Below are 24,507 nucleotides of genomic sequence, written 5' to 3'. Positions count from 1 at the left end.
CGATGTGACGAAGAGCGGGTCTTGTGCCGAGTCGGCACCGTCATATCAACCGAGCTTGGTCGCCAGCCATCAAGCAATTGAGAACCAGAGGAGCCGGATCCATGAACCGCACACTTTTGCATTGCTTCGCTATCGCGGGTTTAGGTGGCCTGATTCCCTCAGGTGCCTCTGCTCAAATTGCAGGAACTCCATTCAACTGCACCATCTCTCAAACCCGTCCGGTTGTCACGACGCAGTTGCGCCCACAGGCCGTCACGACTTTCTGCGATGTGACAGAGACTCAGGTGCAGCAGCAGCAAGTCGTCGAGAACGTCCCGATCACAACGACGCGGAACGTCACGGTGGATGAAGGGGGATACCAGATGGTCTGGGTTCCGAAACCGGTCACCAAGCAGGTTGCAGAAACGACCATTCAGCGACAGGTTAAGACCGTGTCGGTGCCGGTACAGGTCACGCGACGCGTTCCGACGATGACCACACAAATGGTCCCGGTCCAGTCTGTGCAGCTTGTCACCGAAGAAGTTCCGGTCCAGACGATGGCCGTTGCTGCTCCGGCCTGCAATACGTGCAACACCCGCCGTGCCTTCGGGCCGGCTCGAATGGCACCACAAATGAGCTACCTGCCGCCGGTCTACCCGACGGTTCCTTACACCACCACCATGGTCGCTCCGTACACAATGGCGACAATTTCAACAGTTCCAGTGGTCGTGGCTCCACTCCCCCAGACGGCATACAACCCTGCGGCCCTTTACCCGACTCCCGCAGTTTCCGACCCAGCTCATTCATCTTCTTCCAGCGACTATGAAACCGTTCCCGCACGCAGCGTCCCTGTTCCCAAAGAGGAAGCGTCGGCCCCGGTTCGCAAGACTTCCATGTTCAATGGCGTTCCCTCGGCTGCGTCAGTCTGGCAGACGCGAAACACCGTTACGCGCTGATCTCGGCGAGGATGCTCTCCGCAGAACAGCCCACGCTGAAGAATCTTGATTGATTCAAAAAGCAGGCAGGTCCCGATCGTCAAATCGGACCTGCCTGATGGCGTTTTCAGGCATGCTTGTTTCCCAAGTCCACCCGATCAAGGCCGACATCAGACAGGTGCCGGGCCAGGCGTCTCAGCCCCTCTTCGACCGTGACTTGAGGAACGTAGTTCAGATCCCTGCGCGCCGCATCGAGCCGAAACCAATGACTGGTTGAAAGCTGGCGGGCGACAAACCGCGTCATCCTTGGTTCATCCTGTCGTCCTGTCAGCTTGTAGACCAGTTCCATGGCCGCCCCCGCAGCGTAAGCGACATTCGCTGAAACAGTTCGAGTCACCGGTGCGACGTTCGCGCATCCCAGGATCCGGTTGATCAGATCCCACAACGGCAAAGGTTCTCCGTTGGAGATGAAATAGACTTTACCGGCACACCCAGAACCTTGCATCAGGTGATCGGCAGCAAGCAAGTGGGCATCAGCCGCATTGTCGATGTAGGTGGCATCAACCAGATTTCGGCCGTCACCGACACGGCGCAGTCCGCCCGCTCGTCCTCGTTGAATCAATCGCGGAATCAGGTGGTTATCACCGGGCCCCCAGATGAGGTGTGGCCGAAGAGCTACCGTTGCCAGATCGGCTCCATTCGCGGCAATCACCCGTTGCTCTGCTAACGCCTTCGTCTGGGGATAATGCGTCAAATAGTGGTCGGGGTACGGAGCGGATTCATCAATGCCAGTCTCGTCCTTCCCGTTGAACACCACGCTGGGCGAACTGGTGTAAACCAGCCTCGAAACCCCGTGTCGCCGGCAGGCATTGATCACGTTTTCTGTGCCGACGACATTGATGCGGTGGTAATCCTCGTAACGACCCCAGACCCCCGCTTTGGCAGCGACATGGAAGACAAGCTCGCAACCAGTGACGGCCTGATCCACGGCCGCCGCATCCCCAAGGTCGCCGCGAAAGCACTCGACTCCCCGAGCCTTGAGCTCGGGCGTGTCGCTGCGCTGGAGTGAGCAGACTTGTTCGCCGCGGTCGACCAGTCGTTCAACGATTGCCTTCCCGAGGAACCCATTTCCACCGGTAACCAAAACTCGCATTCAGTTGCACTTTCAAGGAAATAACGTGAGCTCGGCATGCTGCAACCCGTCTTTTTGAGCCCTCACACCAGACCGATATGGTCAGAATGGCAAGACAGTCAGGAGGAAGGTCGCCAGCAGGATGAGCAAGATGACGACCATCCACCAGGGTCGCGGCTTTTTCGCTGCATCTTCTGAAGAAATCCACCGATCGCAAGCCGGGCAATAGTCCGCTGCTTCCAGCATCAATTCGCCGCAATGAGGGCAGGGAACATAACCGTCATCCTCCTGGTCATCTTCGACTTCGTATTCATCACTCTCCTCTTCCCGATATCGCATGCAGGCCCTCACTCTTTCTGAAATCTTGCATGATTTAACGTCGTCTCTCACCTGCGGGATAGCAATCCCAACCCACACAATCGATCCAGTTTCTCTGATGATTCGAATCGCGTCGACAAGTCTTCGTCAAACGGCAAAGTTTGCCGAACAGTCAAGGCGATATTCTAGGAGGAGCGGATTTTCCATGGTGGATGATCCGCGACTTCAGGATGAGAATTCCGGCCCCGGATGGCCTGCCCCTTTTAATGTTCTTCCGTTTCGACGGGATGAGGAGCAGCCAATGCTTACGAACGAACAATCAATATCGAGTGTGATTGAAAATCAACTTGCCGAACAGTCTAAACAGTCCTGGTTGAAGATGCTGACGGGAGCCGCACTCGGCTTTGCCGGTCTGCATTTTTTCGTGACCCAGCCAACCGCTCGTGAACTGGCCCAGGTGAAATCGACCCTTCATGTCATGGAACAGCGGGTGCAAGAGCTGACGGCCGTCGGCGACTATGTCGGCGACACCAACAGCCTGCTCACCAACCTGCGGATCCAGCAGGCCGAAACGCTCGACGCACAGCGTGCTCTTCGAGCGATTCACGATCTGCGGAGTGAACTGGTTGAAGTTGCTGCCAAGAACGATGTCGTCAGCTCAGCAATCGCTGGAATGGACATCCTGCAGGATCGCATCATTGACCAGCACTCGAAGACGATCGGTGCCGTTCAAATTTTCGACCTGATGGCCTCGCTTCAGAACAACATCATCGACCAGCGCGAATCTCACGAGAGCGCCACTGCATCACTTGAGCAGTTGATCTCGCTCAAAGAGACCGCTTCAGCACAGGGGAAAGACATCAATCAGGCTCAGGCCTCTCTGGCTCAGTTGGTGGGATTGAGTGACGACCTGCAGCGTCAGTCCGATAAGATGGAACTCGCCCGCACCAGCCTGACCGGACTCGCTTCGCTCAAGGCCGAACTCTACGCCGCCGCAGAAAACCTGGAAGCAGCTCAGAATGTTGCAGACAAAGTCGTCAGCCTTCAGGGTCGTCTGGCGGTGGGAGAACAGCAGGCAGAAATCGCTGCTGAACGAGCTGAAAAACTGATTGCGATTAACTCAAAGCTGATTGCAGGCGGACTGAACGTGGCCGCCTCGTCAGAAAACCTGGACCGGATGCTGAACATTCAGAACAAACTGAAGAGCGACGAACTGAACGTGGCCGCTTCGGAACAGAATCTGGTCAGCCTGCTCAACATCCAGGGGAAGCTGGCATCCGATCCATCAACCGCAGCCGTCTCTGAACAGAATCTGGCGAATCTGCTGAGCATCAACGAAAAGCTTGCGGGCGAACAAGCGATGATCGCCACCTCGGAGCAGAATCTGGCGAACCTGCTGAAGCTTGAGTCGACTCTGGCTGATCAGACGGGATCCGTTGCAGAAGCGATTCAAACGATCGAAACTCTGCGTGGTTTCCGCGAAACCTTGAATGCCCACATTCAGTCTCTGGTGAGCATTCAGAAGGAACTCGCTGAACTGGGCCAGATCGAAGAACAACTTTCCAAGGTCACCCGTGCAACCCGTCCGCTGGTCGAAGTTTCAAACCCTCGAATCAGCGATGAAGCACAACGGCTGGCTCAGGAAGTGATTGAGAACCGGACGGCCGCTCTCGACGTCGAAGGTCCAGCATCGGCCATCGATGACGTCATCGTAAATGAGTCGCCATCGGAGTTCGCAGAAGTCCCGCTGCCAATCGAAGAATAGTCGACGCAGTCGTCGAATGAATCTTGAGAACCCGGTTTTGTCCGACAGACAAAGCCGGGTTCTTCGCATTTCATGGGAGGTGCCAGTGAACGATCCGAGCGATTGACGGACTGCGGGATTCCGTAGTGGGATTTCCAGTCGAGGCGAAACAGTTCAAACGGATAACGTTATCTGCTCACAGTTCGACCAGCCGAGGCGAGAACAGCCCCCATGAGAGCAGGCCACGGATCGGCGAAACATCAAAGGCTCGATTCACCCAGGCGGAACGATGGAGCCAGATCAAAGCGCGAAGCCGACGCGGGACTCATTCGGATCGGCTGGAAGAGGAATCTCCAGGACGAAACCAACGAATGTGAGACACATTCCAACGACGACACCGGGACTTCACAACCTCACCTGAGATGCCAAGTGACGTGCAACTGAAGCCGTCAGCGTTGGATCAGGGCTTGATCCCGGCGGGCACGCTGCTGTTGTTAGGAAGTACCGCGGGGACGACGCCGGCGTTGTTGTTCGTCGGCCGGTCTGAATCAGGCAGCTCGGCGGGCTTGTCGGGAACCTGGTTGTTCACAGGAATGACATCACGGGCACCGCCGTGCATCGCCAGTCGACCTCGGACGAATCCACCGAGTTTCTGGACGTCACCCGGATCCGGAGCTTTACCCTGGATCACTCCGGAACAGATAGGGACGATCACATCGTAGGCAGGTTGAGCAACCGGACGGAAACGTGCCAGAAGACCGCCAAGGGCTTTACCCTCAGCGTCGAGATCTTTGTCTTTGCCATCCTTGTCCTTGGAACCGTCTGGCTTAAAGGCAAGATAGAGGTCCCAGAAGCAGCCCTTCCAGATCGGATTGTTAGGCTTCGCCTGGGCGTCATTGGCCATCTGCAGGGCACACTCAGAGATCGCGGTCACGAGATCATCGACTTTGACTACGGGGGGAACAGGAACACGTCCCAACGCGTAGCAGGCTTTAGCGCGTACCGTCCAGACGCGATTCGGGTCCTTTACAACGGACAGCAGTGACTGAATCACAAAGGGAGTGTTGTTCGCGGTGTCCAAGGCAACGGTCATGTTCCGAAGCCCCTCAATCAATCGAAGCTGATACCACCAGTGATTTTCTGGCTTCGCCAGCTCGGCCACAATCGCAACCGCGATCGTTCCGCGTTCCTTCACAGTGGCCTGTGGCTGAGCGAACTTCAGGATACGGATCAGTCCCTGCATTGCTGCAATCTTGACTGCCTGAGGCTGCCCGTTTACAGGATCTTCTTCGATATTTTTCGCCGAGATCATCTGAACCAGAAGCGTATGTGCGGGTGCGTAATCCAGCTCGCTGAGAATCAGAACGGCATGCAACCGGACATAGAAATTATTGACCAGAAGCTCAGGAATCTGCCGGAGAAGCTCCTGATTGACGAATTGCGTTGTGCTGGCAACGTCTGCGGGCTTGCTTCCAGGACTACCGATGCCGGTTGTAATTTCTCGCATCAGGGTTTTGTGCAGATCAGGCAGCAGTTTCCGCTTTTCGCCCTGGGTCATTTCCGCCAGTTTAAAACGAAGTCCCCCTGCAATCACCTGTTTTCCGTTCGTGCTCAGATCGCAGTCACGCAAAACCTTGGCAAACTTGCCACTGAAGTCTTTCTTGAGTTTTGCGACCTCATCAGCCGTCGCAATCGGCTGTTCCAGTTCCATAATCGCCGGTGGTTCAGGCAACGGCTGAAATGAGGGAGGAAGCCAATCAGGATCGGGTTGCTCAAACGTGGATTTCTCGGGGGTGCTTTTCTTGGTCTGCTTTGAGTCGGCCTTTTTCTTGGGTGCCGCAGGCCGGTTCAGCCCGGGTTGTGCGAACGACGCTGAGTCAGAAAAGCTGATCGCCATCCCGACGGCCAAAGTGAGCCGGAGCGACCGAGCCCGCGTGAGCAGATTCCAAAGGGAGACGGTTCCCACCCACTGCGACGAGGATGAGGATTCGGCCCGATGAAGGTCGTGCATGGACCCATCCTTCACATCAGAATGGTGTGGGTTCGAATATTGACGAAGTCGGTTCATGGACATGAGGGTCTCAGCACCAAGCCCGGTTTTGTTAGTCGCGACAAATTAACCACATCGGCGCTGTTTTGCCACCCGATCGCAGTACCCGTTTTCGCGGCTTTAACATTTGTGGGCGAGTTCGTTGCGTGCCTGGTTGTCCGCAGCGCAAAAGCGAATTGTCATTCAATCGTTCAATCATCGCCGGGAACCAGAGCATCCTCAACAGGAAATTCAGAACCGAGCCGGAAACCAAATTACATTATGAGGAACTGGAGAGAGGCAGAATTTCCACGATGTGTGGATACGGAAATGCATGGGGCTGGAGTCGTTGCACCACTTGGACTACCCTAACAGCCTGACGTCGGGTCAGTCAAGAAAATCCCGAATTCTCCCTCTGGCAAGATCGGGATTTCCCCCCTCGCCGCAGTATTGATTGCACAGCCACGACGGTCGGAATTTCTGGATCAACTTTCCCCATACCTTCCACCTACTTCTATCCCGCCCTGGGGAAAAGGATCGACATTCGTGATTCTCGCCGCCGGATTAACCCCCGCCTGGCAGCAGGTACTGTCGTTCAGCCAATTTGTGCCCGGTGAAGTCAACCGAGCCCACCGCTCGGCCTGGTGCGGATCTGGCAAAGTTCTGAACGTCGGAGCGGCACTGCACCAGTTGGGTGCCTCTGCCAGAACGCTGTGCCTGGTGGGGGGCCCCTCGGGCGAGCTGATCGCGGCCGATTTTGCCCGTCTGGGAGTTTCAGTCCGGTGGATTCGGTCGCAGGTCCCCACCCGGACCTGTACCACCATCCTGGACGAAACCACGCGAACAACGACGGAACTGGTCGAGAACTCGCACCCTATCCCGGAGGAAGATCGGGCCGCGTTCCTTTCGGCCTTCGCTGAGGAATCCCGGACTGCCAATGTCGTCGTGTTGAGTGGATCGCTGCCCGAGTCGACTCCTGCTGATTTCTACCGGCGACTTCTCGAACAAACGACGGCCAAAGCCGTGCTGGATATCCGAGGAGCAGAACTCGAGGCAGCCCTTCCGCTTCGACCATTCGTCGTGAAGCCCAATCGTGAGGAACTCTCGCGGACCGTCGGGAGGAAACTAACGACCGAAGATGCTCTGGTGTCGGCCCTGTCAGAGATTCGAGATCGCGGTGCTGCCTGGGTTGTTGTCAGTCAGGGCGAAGCGCCGTTACTGGCTCTCGGACCGGATGGGCTGCTGAAGCTCCCGATCCCCAAGGTCAATGTGATCAATCCCATTGGCTGCGGAGACTGCCTGGCCGCCGGTATCGCCGCGGGAATCGATCAACAGTATCCGATGCGGCAGTGTCTGGAGATCGGCATTCGTGCTGCCGTGATGAATGCGCAAGAGTTGCTTCCAGCGAGGAACCTGACAAAACTCATCGAGGATTGATGACGCACGCATGACCTTGGGAGTCGGAGCGACGGCCTGCGATTACTGACGTGCCGTCACATGCGACCGCCCCACTGACCGGCACGAAATCAGCGTTTTTCTCATTGATCAGACTGTAAGAGCGACAAATTCCACACTCCGTTTACATCCACGTTCCGTTCTGCGCACATCGATGCGGATACTGCGATTTCACGCTGGTCGCGGGGCGTGATGATCTGGTGCAAGATTATTTGCGTGCACTGGAACTTGAGATTGAAACGGCGCACGTTCCCCCAGCGGTCCCCGTAAAGACAATTTTTTTCGGCGGCGGGACACCTACTCATCCTCATCCTGACGAACTGCGACGCCTGTTTGAACTCGTTCGACGAACGTTTCCACACACACCGGAAACGGAATTCAGTGTCGAAGCGAACCCGCTCGATCTGACCGAAGAGAAGTTGCAACTCCTGCAGGAAGCGGGAGTCAACCGAATCAGCCTGGGAGTGCAATCATTCTCACCACAGTCGCTGAAACTGCTGGAGAGAGATCATGATCCCGTTCAAATCGTCGACGTGATGCGGCGTCTCAAGCCGCGATTCGAAAACATTTCGCTCGACCTCATTTTTGGAGTACCGGGCCAGTCACTGGAGGATTGGCGCTGCACGCTGCGTCAGGCAATCGATCTGGAACCAGCTCACATCTCCGCCTACGGTCTCACCTTTGAAAAAGGGACCGAGTTCTGGACTCGCCGTGAGCGAGGTCAGTTACAGGCAGCCGATGAGGAACTCGAAAGGGACCAGTACGCCCTCGCGATGGAGATCCTGCCCCAGGCGCAATTTCATCAGTACGAGATCTCGAACTACGCCCGTCCCGGATTTGAATGTCGGCACAATCAGGTCTACTGGAGCGGCGACGAATACTGGGCCTTCGGGCCGGGTGCCGCCCGTTACGTTGGAGGCCGGCGTGAAACGAACATCCGGAGCGTCCTCGGCTGGCTGTCACGGATCGAACGGGGAGAATCCCCTGTTGCCGATGCGGAAGAACTGGCCCCCGACCATCGTGCCCGAGAACTCGTCTATCTCGGACTTCGTCGCATCACCGGACTGCAGCGAACAGAGTTTTTTGCTCGCACGGGAATCAGGTTCGATGACCTTTACAGAGACACCCTCAAAGAGCAGATTCAGTTGGGACTGGTCGCAGATGATGGTGAAACCGTGAAACTAACGCTCGCCGGTCGATTCGTTGCGGATCGCGTGGCAATGGAATTTCTGTGAGGCGACATCTGGCAAGCCACATCGCTACACAGGAACCGTAAACAAAAACAGCTTAATCACATGGATTAAGCTGTTCGAGTCTCAAATTCGTCGATGTTGTCACGCCCACCTGTGCTGCGGTTCGGTGATCGTTGAACGTCGACCGAACCGCCGTAACACGGTAGGAAGACGGGCGTCAGGCCGCACGCTTCTGACTGCGGGCCGCACGAAACTCATGACAGATTTCGGTCACGGCCGTGACGACCCGAGCCTGATCGCTGGCGGGAAGTTCTGGATAGCTGGGCAGCGCGAGGATATCTCGTGATGCGGCTTCCGCCTCGGGGAACTGGCCGGGACGATATCCCAGATGCTTGAAGCACTTTTGCAGGTGCAGCGGCTTGGGATAGTAGACGGCACAACCGACCTTGCGCGCTTTCAGTTCCTGCATCAGGGCGTCGCGGTTTCCGTGTCGCACCCGAATACAATATTGATTGAAAACGTGGCGGCGATTTGCACCGACTTTGGGTAGAGCGATCGAATCAAGGACCCCTTCCTGGCGGAACATGTCGCCGTAGCGATCAGCGTTCCGCTGCCGGGCTTCGGTCCAATGATCAAGCTGTCGCAGCTTGACTCGCAGGACGGCTGCCTGCAGGGCATCCAGCCGGCTGTTCATGCCGACTTCAATATGTTCGTACTGTCCGACATCCCCGTGGACTCGCAGTCGCTTCAGTCGCTGAGCCAGTTCGGGATCGTCCGTGGTCATCATCCCGCCATCGCCCGCCCCACCCAAATTCTTGGTCGGGAAAAAGCTGAAGCAGCCGACGGATCCAAGGACGCCCGTCTTTCGGCCCTGGTACTCTGCTCCAATCGCCTGGCAAGCGTCTTCGACGATCTGCAGGTCATGTTTTTGAGCGACTCGCCACAGAGCATCCATCTCGCAGCACTGGCCGAACAGATGAACCGGCATGATCGCTTTGGTACGCGGCGTGACAGCTTCTTCAACGGCACGCGGATCAAGGTTGTAGGTATCAGGATCGATATCGACGAAGACGGGGGTGGCTCCCACGCGGCAGATGGAACTTGCCGTCGCGAAGAATGAGAACGGCGTCGTAATCACTTCGTCGCCTTCTCCGATTCCCATCGCCTGAAGAGCAATGATCAGAGCATCTGTTCCCGAGTTACACCCAATCGCGTGGCGAGCATCGCAATACTCGGCGATTTCTCGTTCGAGTTCCGAGACTTCCTCGCCCAGAATGAATTTCTGTTCCTTAAAGACCCGCTCCACGGTCGCCATGATTTCTTCAGACATGGCGTTGAACTGGGGTACCAGATCGATAAACGGAATCGGTCTTTCGTCAGTCATACCCAAGGTGTAGGTCATCTCTGCGATTCCTTTCGCATCCGTTGACATCGATGAAGTGATTCAGGTCGCGGAATCTAGGTGGGAAGGTGATTGGGGTCAAGATGAAGCGCGACGTTGATCGCGGTTTTCATTTTGACCCTTGAAATTCACGCTAGTACCGAAGCTCAAGTCCGAACGAAAGTCCTTGGAGAGTCGTCCCCGAGTAGTTTCGAGTCAGGCGGAAGTCAGGCTGGTTGTAGACGACGTCGTTGTAGCTCTTGTTGACCTGGCCCACCCAGATGTAGTTGTAGGCAACGAAGGCCGACAAGTTCTTCGAGAGTGCCACGTTCGAGTAGAATTTCACGTCGAACAAGGGACTGAATGTCGTTCCTTTCAGCGTCAGGCTCTGTGCCGGATCGTCGGAACCGAACACGTTGGTCGTATCCAGATTGGTTTTCCAGGTGTTCATACCGAAGGTGAACTTGGGCTCGACACCGATCAGGAATCGGGAGTGCATCGCTTCGGCTCGCAAACCGAGCTGAGGACCAAAGATGTTGTTGTTACCGGCTGAGTCAATCGTTCGAGAGATCACGTTATTGATCGTGGGATCGATCGCGTCTTGCTCGTTGTACTGGCCGAACTGGTTCAAGCGGTCACGGATGTTGAAGTAACGACCACCGATCATCGGTCGAAGCTGGATGATGGCGTTGGGGTCCGGGCTGTCCAGAACATAGTTACCTTCTGCACCCCAGGCCGATGTCAGCAGCTTGGCCTGATAGCTGACGTCGTAGTCGATGGCCGAGGATGTGGCCGTCATGTTCTGAGGAACGCCGTTGACGAGCACAGGCTGCGAGATGAACTGAGCTTGTTGCCCGTTCGTCGCGGGATTTCCGTCGGCTCCGACATTCCCGCCGATGACGACGGCTGGATTCGCGTCGATCTGCTCCTGGATATAGCCCGTTCCGATTCCCCGGTTGACCCCGGACTCGAACACGCTGGCAAGCGTATTACCACCGTTGTAGGTATTGCCGCTGTCCTGCAGGACAAAACCACCCAATTCCACTGTCCCTGTCGAAACCGGCAGTCCGAACGTACCGCGGAATCCATTCAGGTTGTTATTGGAGAACGAGTCGAGACCAGGAGCGATGGCAGCGCCGCTGACGCCATTCACCGTTCGGGCAAACTGCACATTTTCGGCAAGCTGCTGTCGGCCAGGAAACCCGTAATTCGATAAGGGGTTGCTGCTATTCACAGCGACGACGCCACTGGAAGGTTGAGCCCCCAGCAACACATCGCCGGGAGCCGAAATGTTCCACAGCAGATACTCGCCGCGGAACCAGGCATGCCGGAACGTGTCTGTGAGAAAGTTCCCCAGCGGACTTTCGTCGTAAAGAAATCCCAAATCGTCGGGCAGCTCCTCGTAGATCGTGGGTGCTGGCGGACCGGGATATCGCTCCACGCCGCTACGCTGGTAGCTCTGAGGTCTCCCGTGGTACTGGCCTGGTATGGCCGCCTCGTGAAAGGTGTGAAACCCAGCAGGCTGCACTCCGTTTCCCGTAGGCGGTCCCATTTGGCCCTGAGCCTGTATTGGCACTGATACCAATGCAGCCAGTACTGTGAGCAAACCGAATGGAATCCGTCCGGTCATGATGTTTCCCTGACAAGTGCATCCCGACGGGTCTTTCAGTGTCGTCAACATTACGTATTGCCATTGACGCACCGACACTAACGCCTATGCCTGAAGTATCGGTTCTGACGATCGTGAAACTTCTGGAAAAACTTTTCCGTTAAGTCAGATCGTGAGGAAGATTCTGATTTTGGGCATTGTTCCACCTTGATCTTGAGGCAATCTTTAAGGAGACTACTCTTTCCAGATGCTTGTAAATCTGTTAGAGACACTCGATTCAACTCCGGCAGGGATGCTTGAATTGTGATGTTCATTGAGTGGCACCACCTCATGCTCTGACCGGCGCAACGACCACAATGCAGTGGTTTCGCGATTATCGGGGGGCATTTGGGGGAAGGGATTCCCATGTGGAACGGATTTTGGAAGCTCACCGTGATGGTGGGAGTGATCGGCGTTGGATTATTCGCCGTTTTTCAGGCACAACAGGGGATGAACCGCGCTGCGACGATGCAGCCATCGGTTGCCCTGGGTGATGTCGATACTCCTGAAGATTCCGCCGAAGAGACCGACAGCGAAGCACCAGACGCCGGAGCGGCTTCGTCAGTCTCCGTCTCGCGCCTGGATGAGCAACGCTCGCCCGTTCCGCGCAAGCGCCCCACCGATACTTATGAGGAAGGGCGAATCGATCTGGTCGGACGATTCAATTCCGAGAAAGCCACCGTCAAAACCGCAATGGGCGGAGCGACGAAAGCCCGGTCCTCGTCGGAGCGACAAGTTGCTGCCATTGATCTGCAGCCACCCGCCCGAGGGCTGAGCTTTCGGGATGATGTCGAACTCGTCGAACTCGAAGTGCCGGAAGAAGCGACAGAAGCACCGCAAAGCCTTCCTGACGAAGAAGAAGAATCCCTCTTCTCTGATTCCGATGAACCGTCGATGAAACAATCTGCCGAAGCCTCTGCAGAAGAGGAGCAAGCAGAAGAAGAGGCCCCCAGCGCGGCTCCTGAAGCATCATTTGATCCCTTCGACAGCGACTCACCGGCAGCAAAAGAAGACGTTGAGACCGAAGCCGTCAACGAAGCTCCCCCCGCTTTTGACGAACTCGAAGAAGTAACAGAAGAAAACAGCCCGTCAGAAAAATCAGCGACGAAGGCGGAAACGAAAGAAGTCGCCGAACCGGCCCCCTCAAAGTCCGTCATCGACTTTGGAGATGAGGCCGTCATCCCACGCTCACGCCGCGCGACTCTGGGTAAAGAAAAGAAAACCGAGGGTCAGGAAAAGAAGGCCGAGCCTGCCGCCACCGAAGCACCTTCGTTCCAGGAAACCCCCGAAGAGGCCGCAACGGACAAGGACGCCCCTCCTCAGGACGAGCCCGAATCGATCGAGGAAGAACCCAAGTCTGATCCTCTCCTGCCAGGCGACGGAATGGTGGAAGAAGAAAAGCAAGAGGATGAGACCCCCTCCGCTGTGGAGGCCCCTCCTGCATTCGAAGAATTCGACGCGGAAGAAGAGCCTGCCCCCAAATCAAAATCCAAAGTGACTCCCCCTGCCAAATCGCAGATCCAGTCACTTCCGGAACCGAAGCGAGAGCCCGTTCCAGCACTCGGAAATCCCTCCACGGACACACTGAGTACCCCGCCTGGACTCTTTCCTGTTGATGATGAGCCAGCACCGAAGTCGCCTGCTTCTGACAGAAAGCGGCTTTCGCTCCCCGGACTACCTCTGGAGCCACAGACCACACCCAACCGCCGTCTGCCCGAACCCGAGATGTTCGAGCGAGACACGCGTGAAGAAGAAGATTCAGACCGCGAACCGTTTTCGCCCCGGGAGCCAGCCAAGCGTCGTTCCGATCCCGATAGCATCGCTCCAAGTGATCTGGTTGGAGATGGCGTGGCAGGTGACCCCTCGCAACAGGGCGTGCAGCAACCACGACTGACGATCGAGAAAGTCGCACAGCATCAGGCAGTGGTCGATCAACCACTGATCTACACGATCATCGTGCGAAACACGGGCAGCGTTGTCGCTCACAATGTGGTCGTCGAAGATCGCATCCCCAAAGGGACCGAACTGATGGGGACATCACCCCGTGCAGAACTGGTCGGGAAGCGACTGATCTGGAACGAACTTGTCTTGAAGCCGAACGAAGAGAAAAAGATCTCGATCAAGGTGATTCCCAAACAGGAAGGGCCGATCGGCAGCGTGGCACGACTCTACTTTGCCACAGAAGTTTCTGCAGAGATCCAGGTCGCAACTCCTCAACTGGACTTCACTGTCAAAGCGCCGCACGAAGTCCGTCCGGGACAGACGGTCGATCTGATCTTCTATCTCAAGAATATCGGGACGGTCGACGCCAGTAACATTCTGGTCCGTGATATCATCCCCGAGAACTTCAAACACGATGAAGGGACCGACATCGAATGTGCCATCGGTAAGCTGGCACCGAACGAAGTCCGTGAAATCGTGCTCCCCGTCACCGCGATGTCGACTGGAACGGGAACGAACCGTGCCATCCTGACCGCGGACAGCGGAATCAAGAAAGAACTCGACCACACCATCAATGTGGTTGGTGAAGTTCTGGTCCTGACGCGATCCGGACACAACCGCGTGTACGTATCCCGGCCCGCTACCTTCACCAGCAATATCCGCAATGAAGGAAACCAGCGCGTAGCCAATGTGCGAATTTCGGAAGTGGTTCCGGCAGGAATGGAATTTGAAGCGGCCTCAGAAGGGGGCCGATACGATCCCAAACAACGGGCCGTCCATTGGACACTTGGCCCGTTGGGCCCTGGAGACGACCTTGCCGTCAGCGTCAAATACGTACCGAAAGAAACAGGAACACACGTAGGTAAGGTCACCGCGACGGGGGCTTCCGGCAGTACGGCATCGGTCAATTCTACTGTCGAGGTCGTCGGACGTCCTGAGCTTCAGATGGAAACCTTGAGTGCCACGGGGGTCGTCTCGGTGGGTGACCGGATCACCTCAAAGATGCAGCTGAAAAATTCAGGCACCGCTCCGGCCCGCAATGTTCGACTGAGCCTGCGAATTCCACCTGAACTGCGGCTGGTCGAAGTCCGCGGTCGCAGATACCAGCAGCAAGGCGATCAGATCCTCTTTGAATCGATCGATGAACTGAATCCTCAAGGAAACGCAGGCTTCGAATTGACTCTGGAACCGATCGAAGAAGCCGATGCCAAAATTCAGTTGGAAATCTCGGCCGAGCATCTCAGCAAGCCCCATCGACGCGATGAGACGATTCAGATCGTCCATGACATCCTCAAGTAATCAGGCTGTTGAGAAATCCTGAGTTTTCAGACGTATAATGCCCCGGAGCAACCGCTTCCGGGGCATCTTTCTTGTCATGAGGACAATTTCCTGTTGGCCGGCGATGTGCGAGGATTCGAAACGAAATGCGATACGGCCGTCTTCGACTGATTGCACTCTTTTTCTTCCTTGTGCTGCATACGTCCCTCGGCCAGGCAGATGAGAATCTCGTCCGATATTTCGAACAGCTTCGCCAGCGCAGCCTCCATGCCATCGCGATCGCCGACGCCATGTCGAGATTGTCCGATCCGTCGATCCTCCCGACTGAACAGAATGAACTGACGATTCAGCTTTCCCGCACGCTGGCTGAACAGGCCGGAAATCTGCCCGATGACCAGCGCGACGCCTCATGGATCCGAGCGCGAACACTGATTGAAGAACGTCTGGATCAGGCCCCCCTGAACCCGCGCGTGATGCTGCTTCTGCGAACTCAACTCGCATCCGTCTGGATCGCAGAGAGCACCTGGATGCGGGCAGAACGGGAGTATCATCCTTACGACGAAGCACTGCTGGAACGGGCTCATTCCACTGCCATCACAGGGATCGAAATTCTGCGTCCGATCGAGCAGACGCTCGCAGATCCCCCGGTGGATATGACCGGAAAAAAAGTGGACACCAGTGGACCGACGAATCACCAGATGCGACTGCTCCTGCACCAGGTCCGGTGGGAACTGGGCGTGAGCTATCGAAATCTGGCTGAACTGGCATCCCCTGACTCCGCCGACCGAGCGGCCCATGTTGCCAGTGCCGAGCAGTACATGAAACAACTGGTCGGAGTTGCCGACGAACCTCTTCAGACACGCGCTCGGATCCTGCTGGCCACCTGTGCCAGACTGGCTGGCAGGCTCGACCGGGCGACCGAACTGATCGGCCTTGTCATCGGAACTGCAGAGAAGACTGAAGCCGGGCCATCGGATGAAATGCTGGTAGAACAGACCCGTATTCTGCTCGACCAGCAGCGTACCATCGATGCGGCAGATCTTCTCGTGAAGGTACGAAGCAAGCGACGTCGACTGACCGGAGAGCTCTGGTTTCTGCGAACCCGTTCGCTGATTGCCTTGCGTGATGTGACGATCGAAAAGAAACAGGAAGCTCTTTCCGATGAGCTGGCGGAACAGATTGCGGCGGCGATCGAACGGTGTGAGCAGCAAGTCGGCGGCTACTGGGCTCGACGTTGCCACGTCCTCTGGGCCGACTCCAAATCAGCGCATCAGTACGGGCCGGAACTCGATGCCCTGATGCAACAGGCTCGAACCGACTTCACATCCGGCCGATTTGAAGAAGCGGTCAGTAAATACTCCGCAGCGGAAAAGGTCGCTCAGAGCCATGGTCAAACCGACCTGGCGATGGAACTGGGTTCCACGGGAGCATCCATCCTGCTGAACGGCAAGAAGTTTGACGCTGCCGCGACAGAGTATTTTCGCTTGGTCCAGGACTACCCCTCGTCGCCCCGATCGGCAAACTTTCATCTCTTAGGGACATACTCCCTCGGACGAGCCTATGACGCCAACCGAACACTGGCGCGACGCAGTTCCTACACCGAGGCTCTGGATCGACACCTGACCGATTACCCTCTGGATGAAACCGCCAATGAAGTCCGTTTTCTCAAAGGACAGTTAGAGGAACAGCGACTTCAGTCGACAGCAGCACTTCCGCTGTACCTTCAGGTCGCAGCAGACCATCCCCGGGCACTCGAAGCCATGGCGGGAGCTGCGAGATCTTATGAGGCGATTCTGCGCCGCATGCGCGAGCGGCAGCTGCCTACCACCGAGATCACGCAAGCCGCGATCGAGACACTTTCAAAATATCTGGAAGCTGGCGCACCACCGGCAGAAGAATGGTCGACAACCCACGCCGATATTGCGCTCAGGTTCGTCTCGATTCTGCTGATGGAGGCAGACACTTCACGAACGGAAATTTCGATGTCAGGACCTTCGCCCTCACACGATGCCGCTCGCACTTCGGCGAAGGGGCGTCGATACGAGCAGGCCCGCGCATGGTTGAATCGCGTCGAGCAATTTACAGCTCGCAACGCCTCACGCACGGACGGTCACGAAGCGATTGCGACACTCAAGTCACGGAGCGTTCCATTTGAAATCCTGCTGCTCGCGCGGGACGGAAACTTTTTCGAGGCCGGAAAAACGCTCGAGAGTTCATCGCTTTCACCAGCCGAACAGTTGGAGATTGTCGCTCAGCTTTCCAGTGTTACGGTCGCGGCTCCTGTCGATGAACGTCCTCCGCTCGCACGTCTCGTGATCAGGGCTGGCCAGAAATTATTGACCCAGTCAGACAAGTTCTCAGAGGCCCAGAAGGAACAACTTCAGCAGAATCTCGTGAACGCCTACCTGCTCACAGGCCAGGTTTCAGACGCTCTCGAGTTAGCTCGGTCCCTGTCGGAGGCCACCTCCAGACACCCTGAAAAACAACGGCAACTGGCAGCACTCCTCAGCGAATCGCCAGCGACTGAGGCACAGAAGTTGGCTCAGCAACTCTGGCGGCGGGTTGAAACACTCAACAAGCCGGGGACAACCGAATGGATGACAGCTCGGTACGAAGTCCTTCAGTGTTACGTGCGTCTGAATCAACTGGATGAAGGACGGAAACTGCTGGAAATCACCAAAGTCCTGTACCCGGAACTGGGGGGCAAGGATTTGAAGCCTCAGTTTGATGCGCTCGAAAAGAGTCTCTCGAAAGGAAAATGAGTCCCCCAGCGTTTTTCATTCGATTCCGCAAACGCCCCGCGAAGCCGTCCACTGACCGGGATCACTGGTGAGGATGCGACAACGACGGCGACAGCGAGTCAGTTTTGAGATTCGATTTCGGCGTTTCGCATCAAATCATGTTTGGTCACGCGCCCTTCACCGAAGACATGCGTCACCTTGCCTCTCGCAAACGTCGCAATCCGGTCAGCGTGGGCGAGGACCAGTTCCGGCTCAGTGGACGCGAGGATCACTGCGGCCCCCTGTCGTTTCTGTTTCGCGACCAGTTCCATGATTTCCGCCTTGGCGTGTACGTCCATCCCCCGAGTGGGTTCTTCCAGCAGGAGTACCCGGATCGGCCCCAACAGCCACTTGGCCAGGACGACTTTCTGCTGATTTCCGCCCGACAATGCACCGGCACGGAGAGTCGGGTTAGGAGGTCGACAGCCGACGATTTCCAGCATTGGACGACAGACGCTCAGTTCCCGATGGCGAACGATCCAGTTGCCCAGGTTCTTCTGCAAGTGAGCCAGCGTCATGTTGTGTGCAATCGGTGCACGACGAGCCAGCGTTGCCGCGCGATCTGCCGCCACCAGCACAACTCCGTCCTTCACGGACGTGGCGACATCTCCCGTGCGGAATAATTTGCTGTCCAGCAGGATCTCTCCCCGTTCAAAACGCAATGCTCCCGCAATGGCGTGTGTCAGTTCCTGATGGCCTGCCCCGACAAAACCATACAGCCCCAGACACTCACCCGGCTTCACGTCCAGGTGAATCTCATCAAATAGCCCTGCACGTGTCAGTCCCTTCAATTCGATTCGGGGAACGCCCGATACGGCAGCGGGCAGAATAGTTTCGATGCATTCCTCTGACGACGCGTCTTCGCCCGCACCGACCATCTGACTGAGAATCGTGGCCCGATTTAACTCGGACGCGGGGCGAGTCGCCAGCTTTCGCCCGTCTCTCATGATGGTGACGCGGTCACAAATCGCCAGTACGTCCTCCAGAAAGTGACTGATGAAGACAATGGAGACTCCTCGCGTCTGCAAGCGTTTGATCAGCTCAAACAGCCGTTTCGCTTCGGGCAGACTGAGCGCGCTGGTCGGCTCATCCAGGATCAGGATCCTTGCACCACTGTCGAGTCCCCGGGCAATTTCTACCATCTGGCGAATCACCAGGGGGAAGTCGCCCAGCCGCTTCCTGACGTCGATGTGGATGTCGAGCTGCGCGAGTGCTTCTGTCGCCTTGCGGTTCATCGCCTGCCAGTTGACCTGCCCCCAGGCGGTGACCGGCTGCCGTCCGAGAAACAGATTTTCGGCGACGGAAAGCTGCTCGATGCCAGACAATTCCTGATAGACCATGGCGATGCCATGGGACAGTGCCTCGCGCGGTGAACTTAATCGGACGGGTTTCTGGTCCAGCAGAATCTCGCCTGTATAGTCCGGCACCACGCCGGCCAGAACCTTCATCAAGGTACTTTTACCAGCCCCGTTACAACCAACGACACCGTGAACTTCGCCTGCTTGCAGACTCAGGTCGACATCGGTGAGCGCGACAACGCCCCCATAGCGAACACCGATCTTTCGACAATCAAGGAGCGGAGGCGGGGGTGTCGTCGACATCGAGACTCAATCTATCACTGAGGAATCGCTGAGCGATGTCGTAATCACCCGGCGAGTCATTACCCGCCCGAGCGACATGAACGACAGCTCTCATCGCCATGGTCATTGATCAGCCAAGTGCGAGACGGTACATCAACCACTCCACACCCTGAAGGGGGCGTGGAGGGTCTGATGGGCAATCCCTTTACCCTCAGCATCCCGCAACGACGGCCAGAGCGACCATCTGAGCTAGAGGGGTGCTACTTCTTCTCGACCAGCCAGATGTTTCGGAAGCGAACCGGGTCACCATGATCCTGCAGGAAAATGGCTCCGGGTTTCTCGTCCGACTGCTTTCCCCCGGGGGTCGGGGAAAGCGGGATGTTGTCATGGATGACGACGCCGTTGTGGCGGATCGTGGCTCGCGCCGGAGCGGTCACTTTTCCATCGGCATCAAATTTGGCACAGGTGAAGTCCACGTCGTACGTCTGCCACGCGAGTGGCGGGTAGCACATATTCACCTTGGGCTTTGCATTGCGATAGATTCCCCCGCACTCGTTGTCCAGTCCTTCCAGACCGAACGAGTCGAGAATCTGACATTCATACTGGTCACCCAGATACAACCCGCTGTTACCACGTTGCTGTCCGGTGGCGTTTGGCATGAACGGCGTGCGAAATTCCAGATGCAGGTGATAGTCGGTGAAGACCTTTTTCGTGCGAGTTCCCACTCCCATCAGTCCTACGTCCTCAGGCTTACCCGGTTCCCACTGATCGGTATTGGTCCCGTTGAAGAGGACAATCGCCCCTTCAGGTGCCGACTTGGCCAACGTGGGCGATTCGCGATGGAGTCGCTTCAGTTCACCTTTGTAATCACCATGTTTCACATAGATAATTCCATTGGAAATGGTCGTTTCATTGCCTTGATCAACGGCTTTGACAACCCCGTCTTTTGTCTCGAAATCGAGCTGGATCTTTTCTGCGGTACCAGGTTCCCAACCCGCCCCCGGCAGGCCCCCCGGGAACGCGACAACATGGAACTTGCCGTCTCCACGGGCAATCACGTTCGCCCCGATCGTCTTCCCGTTCACTTTGCCTATGTATTCACCTTGAATCTGGTAGTCGGGACCAGCCGACTTTGAGTCGAGGAACGCGAGCTTGGCGTTTGGTTTGTCCTGACTCATCAACGGTGTGCCGGCGAGCAACCCGCACACGATGGCAGAGGTAATCCATGTACGACTCATGAGACTCGACTCCTCATCAATGACAGAATTCAATAACAGAAAAATTTGAAGGTACAGGCAACTGAAATGTGCGACCGGAATATGGACTGCAATCGACACCCCCACATGCAGATCTGCGGGGGAACAGACAACTCGCTGATTGACGCAGGTGAATCCCGTCGACTTTGCCGGAAATCAAAAGCTATTTCCGCTCTTTAACACGGACGTTCCGGTAACGGACATACTGTTTTGTATAGTCCCCGCCGCCATGGACCTGAAGCGCAATACTTCCCGTGTCCGAATGCCGCTTCTCTGTATCGGTGAACTCCATGAACTTCACCTGGTTGATCCAGGTGGTGATCTTCGGGGGATTGCTTTCAATCCGGGCGCGAAGTTCATTCCATTCGCCGTGCTTCCAGAATTGAGGCCAGTCAGCCGGCTGAACCGGGCAGGGAATGAGTGAGTCTTTCGTTTTGATTTTGGTGACGGCGTCGAGGAAATCGAAGTTACGGTGGTGAATACCGCCCGACAGGCCTTCGCCATAGATGCCGGCGAGATTTCCACCATCGTGGTAATCGATCATGTACTGGTAAGCCTGCCCCCGTTCGTTGCTTCTCAGGAACAGACCACTGTCGGGTCCGAAGTCATTTTTCATCTCAACGATTACTTCGAAGTTTCCAAACGCCCGGTCTGTCAGAATGATTCCTCCATTTCCGGGAATGTCCTGACTGCCGATGATGGCACCGTCTTCGAGCTTCCAGCGTCCCCCGCTGGTATGCATACTCGCCGCACTGTGCCCTGTCTGTGTACTGACGTGCCAGCCTTTCAGCGACTTGCCATCAAAGATCGTCTCGAATGCCGAGTCGTCAAATTTCTCGCGAGGGAAATCCGCTGCCTCAATGGAACTGAAGAAGACGGCACAAACGACCAACAATCCAAAACATCTCATTGAGTACTACTTTCCTGTTATGCTCGAACGGGCAAAAAGTCAGTTCCGACCGGTTCCCACCTCTGAAGAAGGTGACCGGCTCGAATCTGACTTAGAGGATTGAGTGCGAAGCACAATGATATCTGAGCGCGTTGGGATTCGCCTAGTGTCCCACTTCAAACATGGGATGTGAGCGCAGCACCGAGTTCCCGGTTAAGATCGTCAGGTGCCTCGAGCCCAATCGATAGTCGAACCAGACCATCTCCGATTCCATATTCCGCTCGCGCTGCGGAACTCATGAATTTGTGGGAAGTTCCTGCCGGATAGGACATTGTTGTCCGTGCATCCGCCAACGTGGGGGAGAAGGGAATTACTTCAGCTAACCGCCGAAACAACACGTCCACCGCTGGTCGACCACCGGTGATTTCAAAAGCCAGCATCCCACCTTGTCCATGCGGCAAAAGTCGTTGAGTACGTTCAAAGTTTGGATGACTGCTCAGCCCCGGGTAGTAGACCTTCGCAACGTGTGGATGACCTTCCAGAAACCGCGCCACCTCGAGAGCCGTCTCGGAAACTCGCTGCATACGCAGGGGCAAAGTTCGAAGTCCGCGTGCGGCCAGCCATGACTCGAATGGGTTGGCGTTCACTCCGTAAAGACTGGACATGGCTCGAATCTTGCGAATGAGACCCTCCGGCCCGACGACGATACCCGCCATGACATCCCCGTGTCCGTTCAGATATTTGGAGACGCTATGCCAGACCAGCGACGCACCATGATCTATCGGTCGCAGCAGGCATGGCGTTGCGAACGTGTTGTCGACCAGCAGGGGTATCTGATCCAGAATGGCTGCGATCGCCGGCAGGTCGGCCACTTCGAGCAGTGGATTGGAGATCGATTCCACAATGCACAGCCGCGTCTGAGGTGTGATGAGTGACTTGAGTGAGTCCACATCCTCGACATCGAAGTAAGTCACATGGATGCCGAATGAGGCTGCCAGATGAGCGAGTAGCTGCCCCGTGCGACCGTACAGCACGCGGGCCGCGAGGACATGGTCACCCGTCTTCACGGTGGCCATCAGAATCGCAGTCAGAGCACCCATACCGGACGCGGTGACAACTCCCGATTCGGCATGTTCCAGTTGAGCCACATCGGTTGCGAACGCTTCATGGTTCGGGTTGCCGTCACGGGTGTAGATGTACCCTTTCTCTCGCCCTCCCACGACGGAATCGAGCTGCTCGAGCGACTCGAGGTCGAACGCCGTGGTCATATAGATTGGAGGAGAACTCGATCGCGTTGTGAACGGGGGGGCCAACCCGGCTCGAGCGGCGATTGTGGCGGGATCAGGCGAGGATTCGTTGGATGCGTTGGATGGCTGATCAGTCATAGCAAACATACTTCCGTTGAACATCGCGCGGCGACCGGAACGATGCTATTAAACCTCAAGTTCGCGGAGAAAGCCACGAACGAAAGACGCTGGTAAGAGCCGGCATCACGCACCATGTCAGTACACTAACGACACACGCGTTGCTTAACAGAAATCTCGGCAGCCACGGCCAATTGCTCAGATACGGGGCCAGCAATGTCGTCACGGTATAGACCGTAAAGCTCACTCCCATCCAGGTCACAATCGCCATCTTCCAGCGTGGTGGCAGGGATGCACCACGATCTTCCGGAGGTAAGAACCAGCTCTCCAACCCGTTGGCAGTGACAAACCCAGGATTTGTATCAAGGAGGGGCTTGATCTCTTCGAGAAACTGCCGGTAATCGGAAGATTGCTGAAATGCTTCCCAGTCCTGCGTTGACCGGAAGGTGATGACCGCACCGTATTCCCGATCACCCTGTAAGGGACGCAACATCTGAACTCCCAGATGTCCCGGAAACCGGGTCAGTCGCGGGATCCATTGTTTCAGAGCATCTTCGAAAGCATCATCTCCGCCATCTCGGATCCTCCTCGTGACAAGGACGGTGATCGTATCAGCCGGTTTGATTTTCGATTCGCTCATCATCACCTGAGTTGTCGTAAGATTCGGAACGCCGGGCGGCCCTCACGCGTGAACTAGATGCCTCTTGGGCTCACTGAGCCTCGCAAACCGCCGGGCTCGAGATCGAGGATCACTCCAGTCATGGTGGTCGAGATCGGAAATCGAGTGGAATCAACTCGCCATTCCCGCCCCCCTTTAAACGTGGCATGAGGTGATTGAGAAAGCAGCTCATACTTGTGCGTTTGAGCGGTCAACTTCTTGTTCTGGAGCGAAATCGGCTGCTTTTCTGGAGGTACGTCACCTCGCGCAAAGTAGACTTCTTCTTTGGGAAAGTCATTGAACGAGAACTATGGGAGACCAAAATTTTTGGCGAGCAGCGACTTAGGAACATGACCAATCCAGTCTGATACGCTGAAGGTGCCGAACTCGGAAAAGTATCCATTATCGAAGATCAGAATGAAGTGACACGATTCATGCCCGAGACACTCGAGCATGTGCCCATGGCCGCGTGGAAAATACCAGACATCACCGGGACCGAAATCGTTGATCTCTGCGTTCCCCTGAGGATCAATCACCGATGTGCGCACCCGACCACTCAGCACAAACGCCCACTCCGCAGCCGTAGCATGCCAGTGAAGTTCCCGCATCGCACCAGGTTCGAGAATCATCGAAACGCCAGCGATCCCTTTGGAAATCGGAAGCTGCAGCACCGTCGCTTCCTTTCCCGAACTTCCGCCGATGACTTTGCCGACCGACTCATCCAGTGAAAATTTGAACGTCGGCAGTTCCTTGTCCGCCAGCAAGGGATCGGGAACGTTATTCATGAAGGTGGAGTTTCCCCCTTCGGCCTCCTGGGTGCCTGCAAGGGCCCATGTCGAAACGGCACCGACTGAGGCTGCAACCGACAGGAAATCACGCCGACCGAATTGAGTCATGATTACTCCTATTCAATACGTCAGAGAAGTCTGAAGGAAATCACACTCGAC

Annotated in this window: 17 protein-coding genes; 6 read left to right on the top strand and 11 right to left on the bottom strand. The window is 56.2% G+C overall.

What is annotated here, in order from left to right:
- Positions 1-101 precede the first annotated feature (101 nt).
- On the top strand, positions 102-935 hold the full coding sequence (locus VGE80_RS07945) for a hypothetical protein (RefSeq protein ID WP_440592271.1): 834 nt from the start codon (positions 102-104) through the stop codon (positions 933-935).
- 106 nt (positions 936-1,041) lie between these two features.
- Here the strand turns inward: VGE80_RS07945 and VGE80_RS07940 are convergent, their stop codons facing one another.
- Both VGE80_RS07940 and VGE80_RS07935 read right to left on the bottom strand, forming a co-directional pair.
- On the bottom strand, positions 1,042-2,067 hold the full coding sequence (locus tag VGE80_RS07940; protein ID WP_440592270.1) for an NAD-dependent epimerase/dehydratase family protein: 1,026 nt from the start codon (positions 2,065-2,067) through the stop codon (positions 1,042-1,044).
- Between the two features lie 81 nt (positions 2,068-2,148).
- Positions 2,149-2,385 carry a hypothetical protein gene (locus VGE80_RS07935; protein WP_440592269.1) on the bottom strand — a complete coding sequence of 79 codons (237 nt, stop codon included), beginning with the start codon at positions 2,383-2,385 and terminating at the stop codon, positions 2,149-2,151.
- A 280-nt stretch (positions 2,386-2,665) separates the two neighbouring features.
- Here VGE80_RS07935 and VGE80_RS07930 point away from each other — a divergent pair, with 280 nt between their 5' ends.
- On the top strand, positions 2,666-4,129 hold the full coding sequence (locus VGE80_RS07930) for a hypothetical protein (RefSeq protein WP_440592268.1): 1,464 nt from the start codon (positions 2,666-2,668) through the stop codon (positions 4,127-4,129).
- 439 nt (positions 4,130-4,568) lie between these two features.
- On the opposite strand, the gene VGE80_RS07925 is transcribed toward VGE80_RS07930, so the two are convergent.
- Positions 4,569-6,119: a hypothetical protein gene (locus tag VGE80_RS07925; RefSeq protein WP_440592267.1), complete on the bottom strand. Its 1,551-nt coding sequence runs from the start codon at positions 6,117-6,119 to the stop codon at positions 4,569-4,571.
- 564 nt (positions 6,120-6,683) lie between these two features.
- Here VGE80_RS07925 and VGE80_RS07920 point away from each other — a divergent pair.
- Positions 6,684-7,574 (top strand): 1-phosphofructokinase family hexose kinase, encoded by an 891-nt coding sequence (locus VGE80_RS07920; RefSeq protein ID WP_440592266.1) that lies wholly within the window; start codon positions 6,684-6,686, stop codon positions 7,572-7,574.
- 128 nt (positions 7,575-7,702) lie between these two features.
- Positions 7,703-8,827 carry a radical SAM family heme chaperone HemW gene (gene hemW / locus VGE80_RS07915; RefSeq protein WP_440592275.1) on the top strand — a complete coding sequence of 375 codons (1,125 nt, stop codon included), beginning with the start codon at positions 7,703-7,705 and terminating at the stop codon, positions 8,825-8,827.
- Between the two features lie 175 nt (positions 8,828-9,002).
- Here the strand turns inward: hemW and VGE80_RS07910 are convergent, their stop codons facing one another.
- Positions 9,003-10,187, bottom strand: coding sequence for a DegT/DnrJ/EryC1/StrS family aminotransferase (locus VGE80_RS07910; protein ID WP_440592265.1), 1,185 nt, complete (start codon positions 10,185-10,187; stop codon positions 9,003-9,005).
- Between the two features lie 133 nt (positions 10,188-10,320).
- Positions 10,321-11,694 carry a BBP7 family outer membrane beta-barrel protein gene (locus VGE80_RS07905; RefSeq protein WP_440592264.1) on the bottom strand — a complete coding sequence of 458 codons (1,374 nt, stop codon included), beginning with the start codon at positions 11,692-11,694 and terminating at the stop codon, positions 10,321-10,323.
- Between the two features lie 486 nt (positions 11,695-12,180).
- Between VGE80_RS07905 and VGE80_RS07900 the strand changes: the two genes are divergently transcribed.
- The gene (locus tag VGE80_RS07900) at positions 12,181-15,054 is read left to right on the top strand and encodes a hypothetical protein (RefSeq protein WP_440592263.1); all 2,874 of its coding nucleotides are present in this window, start codon (positions 12,181-12,183) and stop codon (positions 15,052-15,054) included.
- Between the two features lie 125 nt (positions 15,055-15,179).
- Complete coding sequence (locus VGE80_RS07895) at positions 15,180-17,795, top strand: tetratricopeptide repeat protein (protein ID WP_440592262.1); 2,616 nt, start codon at positions 15,180-15,182, stop codon at positions 17,793-17,795.
- Between the two features lie 98 nt (positions 17,796-17,893).
- Here VGE80_RS07895 and VGE80_RS07890 read toward each other — a convergent pair whose 3' ends face one another.
- The 6 genes from VGE80_RS07890 to VGE80_RS07865 form a co-directional block, all read right to left on the bottom strand.
- Positions 17,894-19,414 (bottom strand): sugar ABC transporter ATP-binding protein, encoded by a 1,521-nt coding sequence (locus VGE80_RS07890; protein WP_373650457.1) that lies wholly within the window; start codon positions 19,412-19,414, stop codon positions 17,894-17,896.
- A 239-nt stretch (positions 19,415-19,653) separates the two neighbouring features.
- Positions 19,654-20,631 (bottom strand): 3-keto-disaccharide hydrolase, encoded by a 978-nt coding sequence (locus tag VGE80_RS07885; protein ID WP_373650456.1) that lies wholly within the window; start codon positions 20,629-20,631, stop codon positions 19,654-19,656.
- Between the two features lie 181 nt (positions 20,632-20,812).
- Entirely contained in the window at positions 20,813-21,559 is a 747-nt protein-coding gene (locus VGE80_RS07880) for a 3-keto-disaccharide hydrolase (protein ID WP_440592261.1), read from the bottom strand.
- A gap of 155 nt (positions 21,560-21,714) precedes the next feature.
- Complete coding sequence (locus tag VGE80_RS07875; protein ID WP_440592260.1) at positions 21,715-22,923, bottom strand: trans-sulfuration enzyme family protein; 1,209 nt, start codon at positions 22,921-22,923, stop codon at positions 21,715-21,717.
- A gap of 55 nt (positions 22,924-22,978) precedes the next feature.
- Positions 22,979-23,542: an antibiotic biosynthesis monooxygenase gene (locus VGE80_RS07870; RefSeq protein WP_440592274.1), complete on the bottom strand. Its 564-nt coding sequence runs from the start codon at positions 23,540-23,542 to the stop codon at positions 22,979-22,981.
- Positions 23,543-23,868: 326 nt separating this feature from the next.
- Positions 23,869-24,456 (bottom strand): cupin domain-containing protein, encoded by a 588-nt coding sequence (locus tag VGE80_RS07865; RefSeq protein ID WP_440592259.1) that lies wholly within the window; start codon positions 24,454-24,456, stop codon positions 23,869-23,871.
- Positions 24,457-24,507 lie beyond the last annotated feature (51 nt).

The sequence above is a fragment of the Schlesneria sp. genome, from assembly GCF_036405755.1.
Lineage (GTDB): Bacteria > Planctomycetota > Planctomycetia > Planctomycetales > Planctomycetaceae > Schlesneria > Schlesneria sphaerica.
Note: the sequence above shows the minus strand (reverse complement) of the source record. Positions and strands in the feature narration are given on the sequence as shown.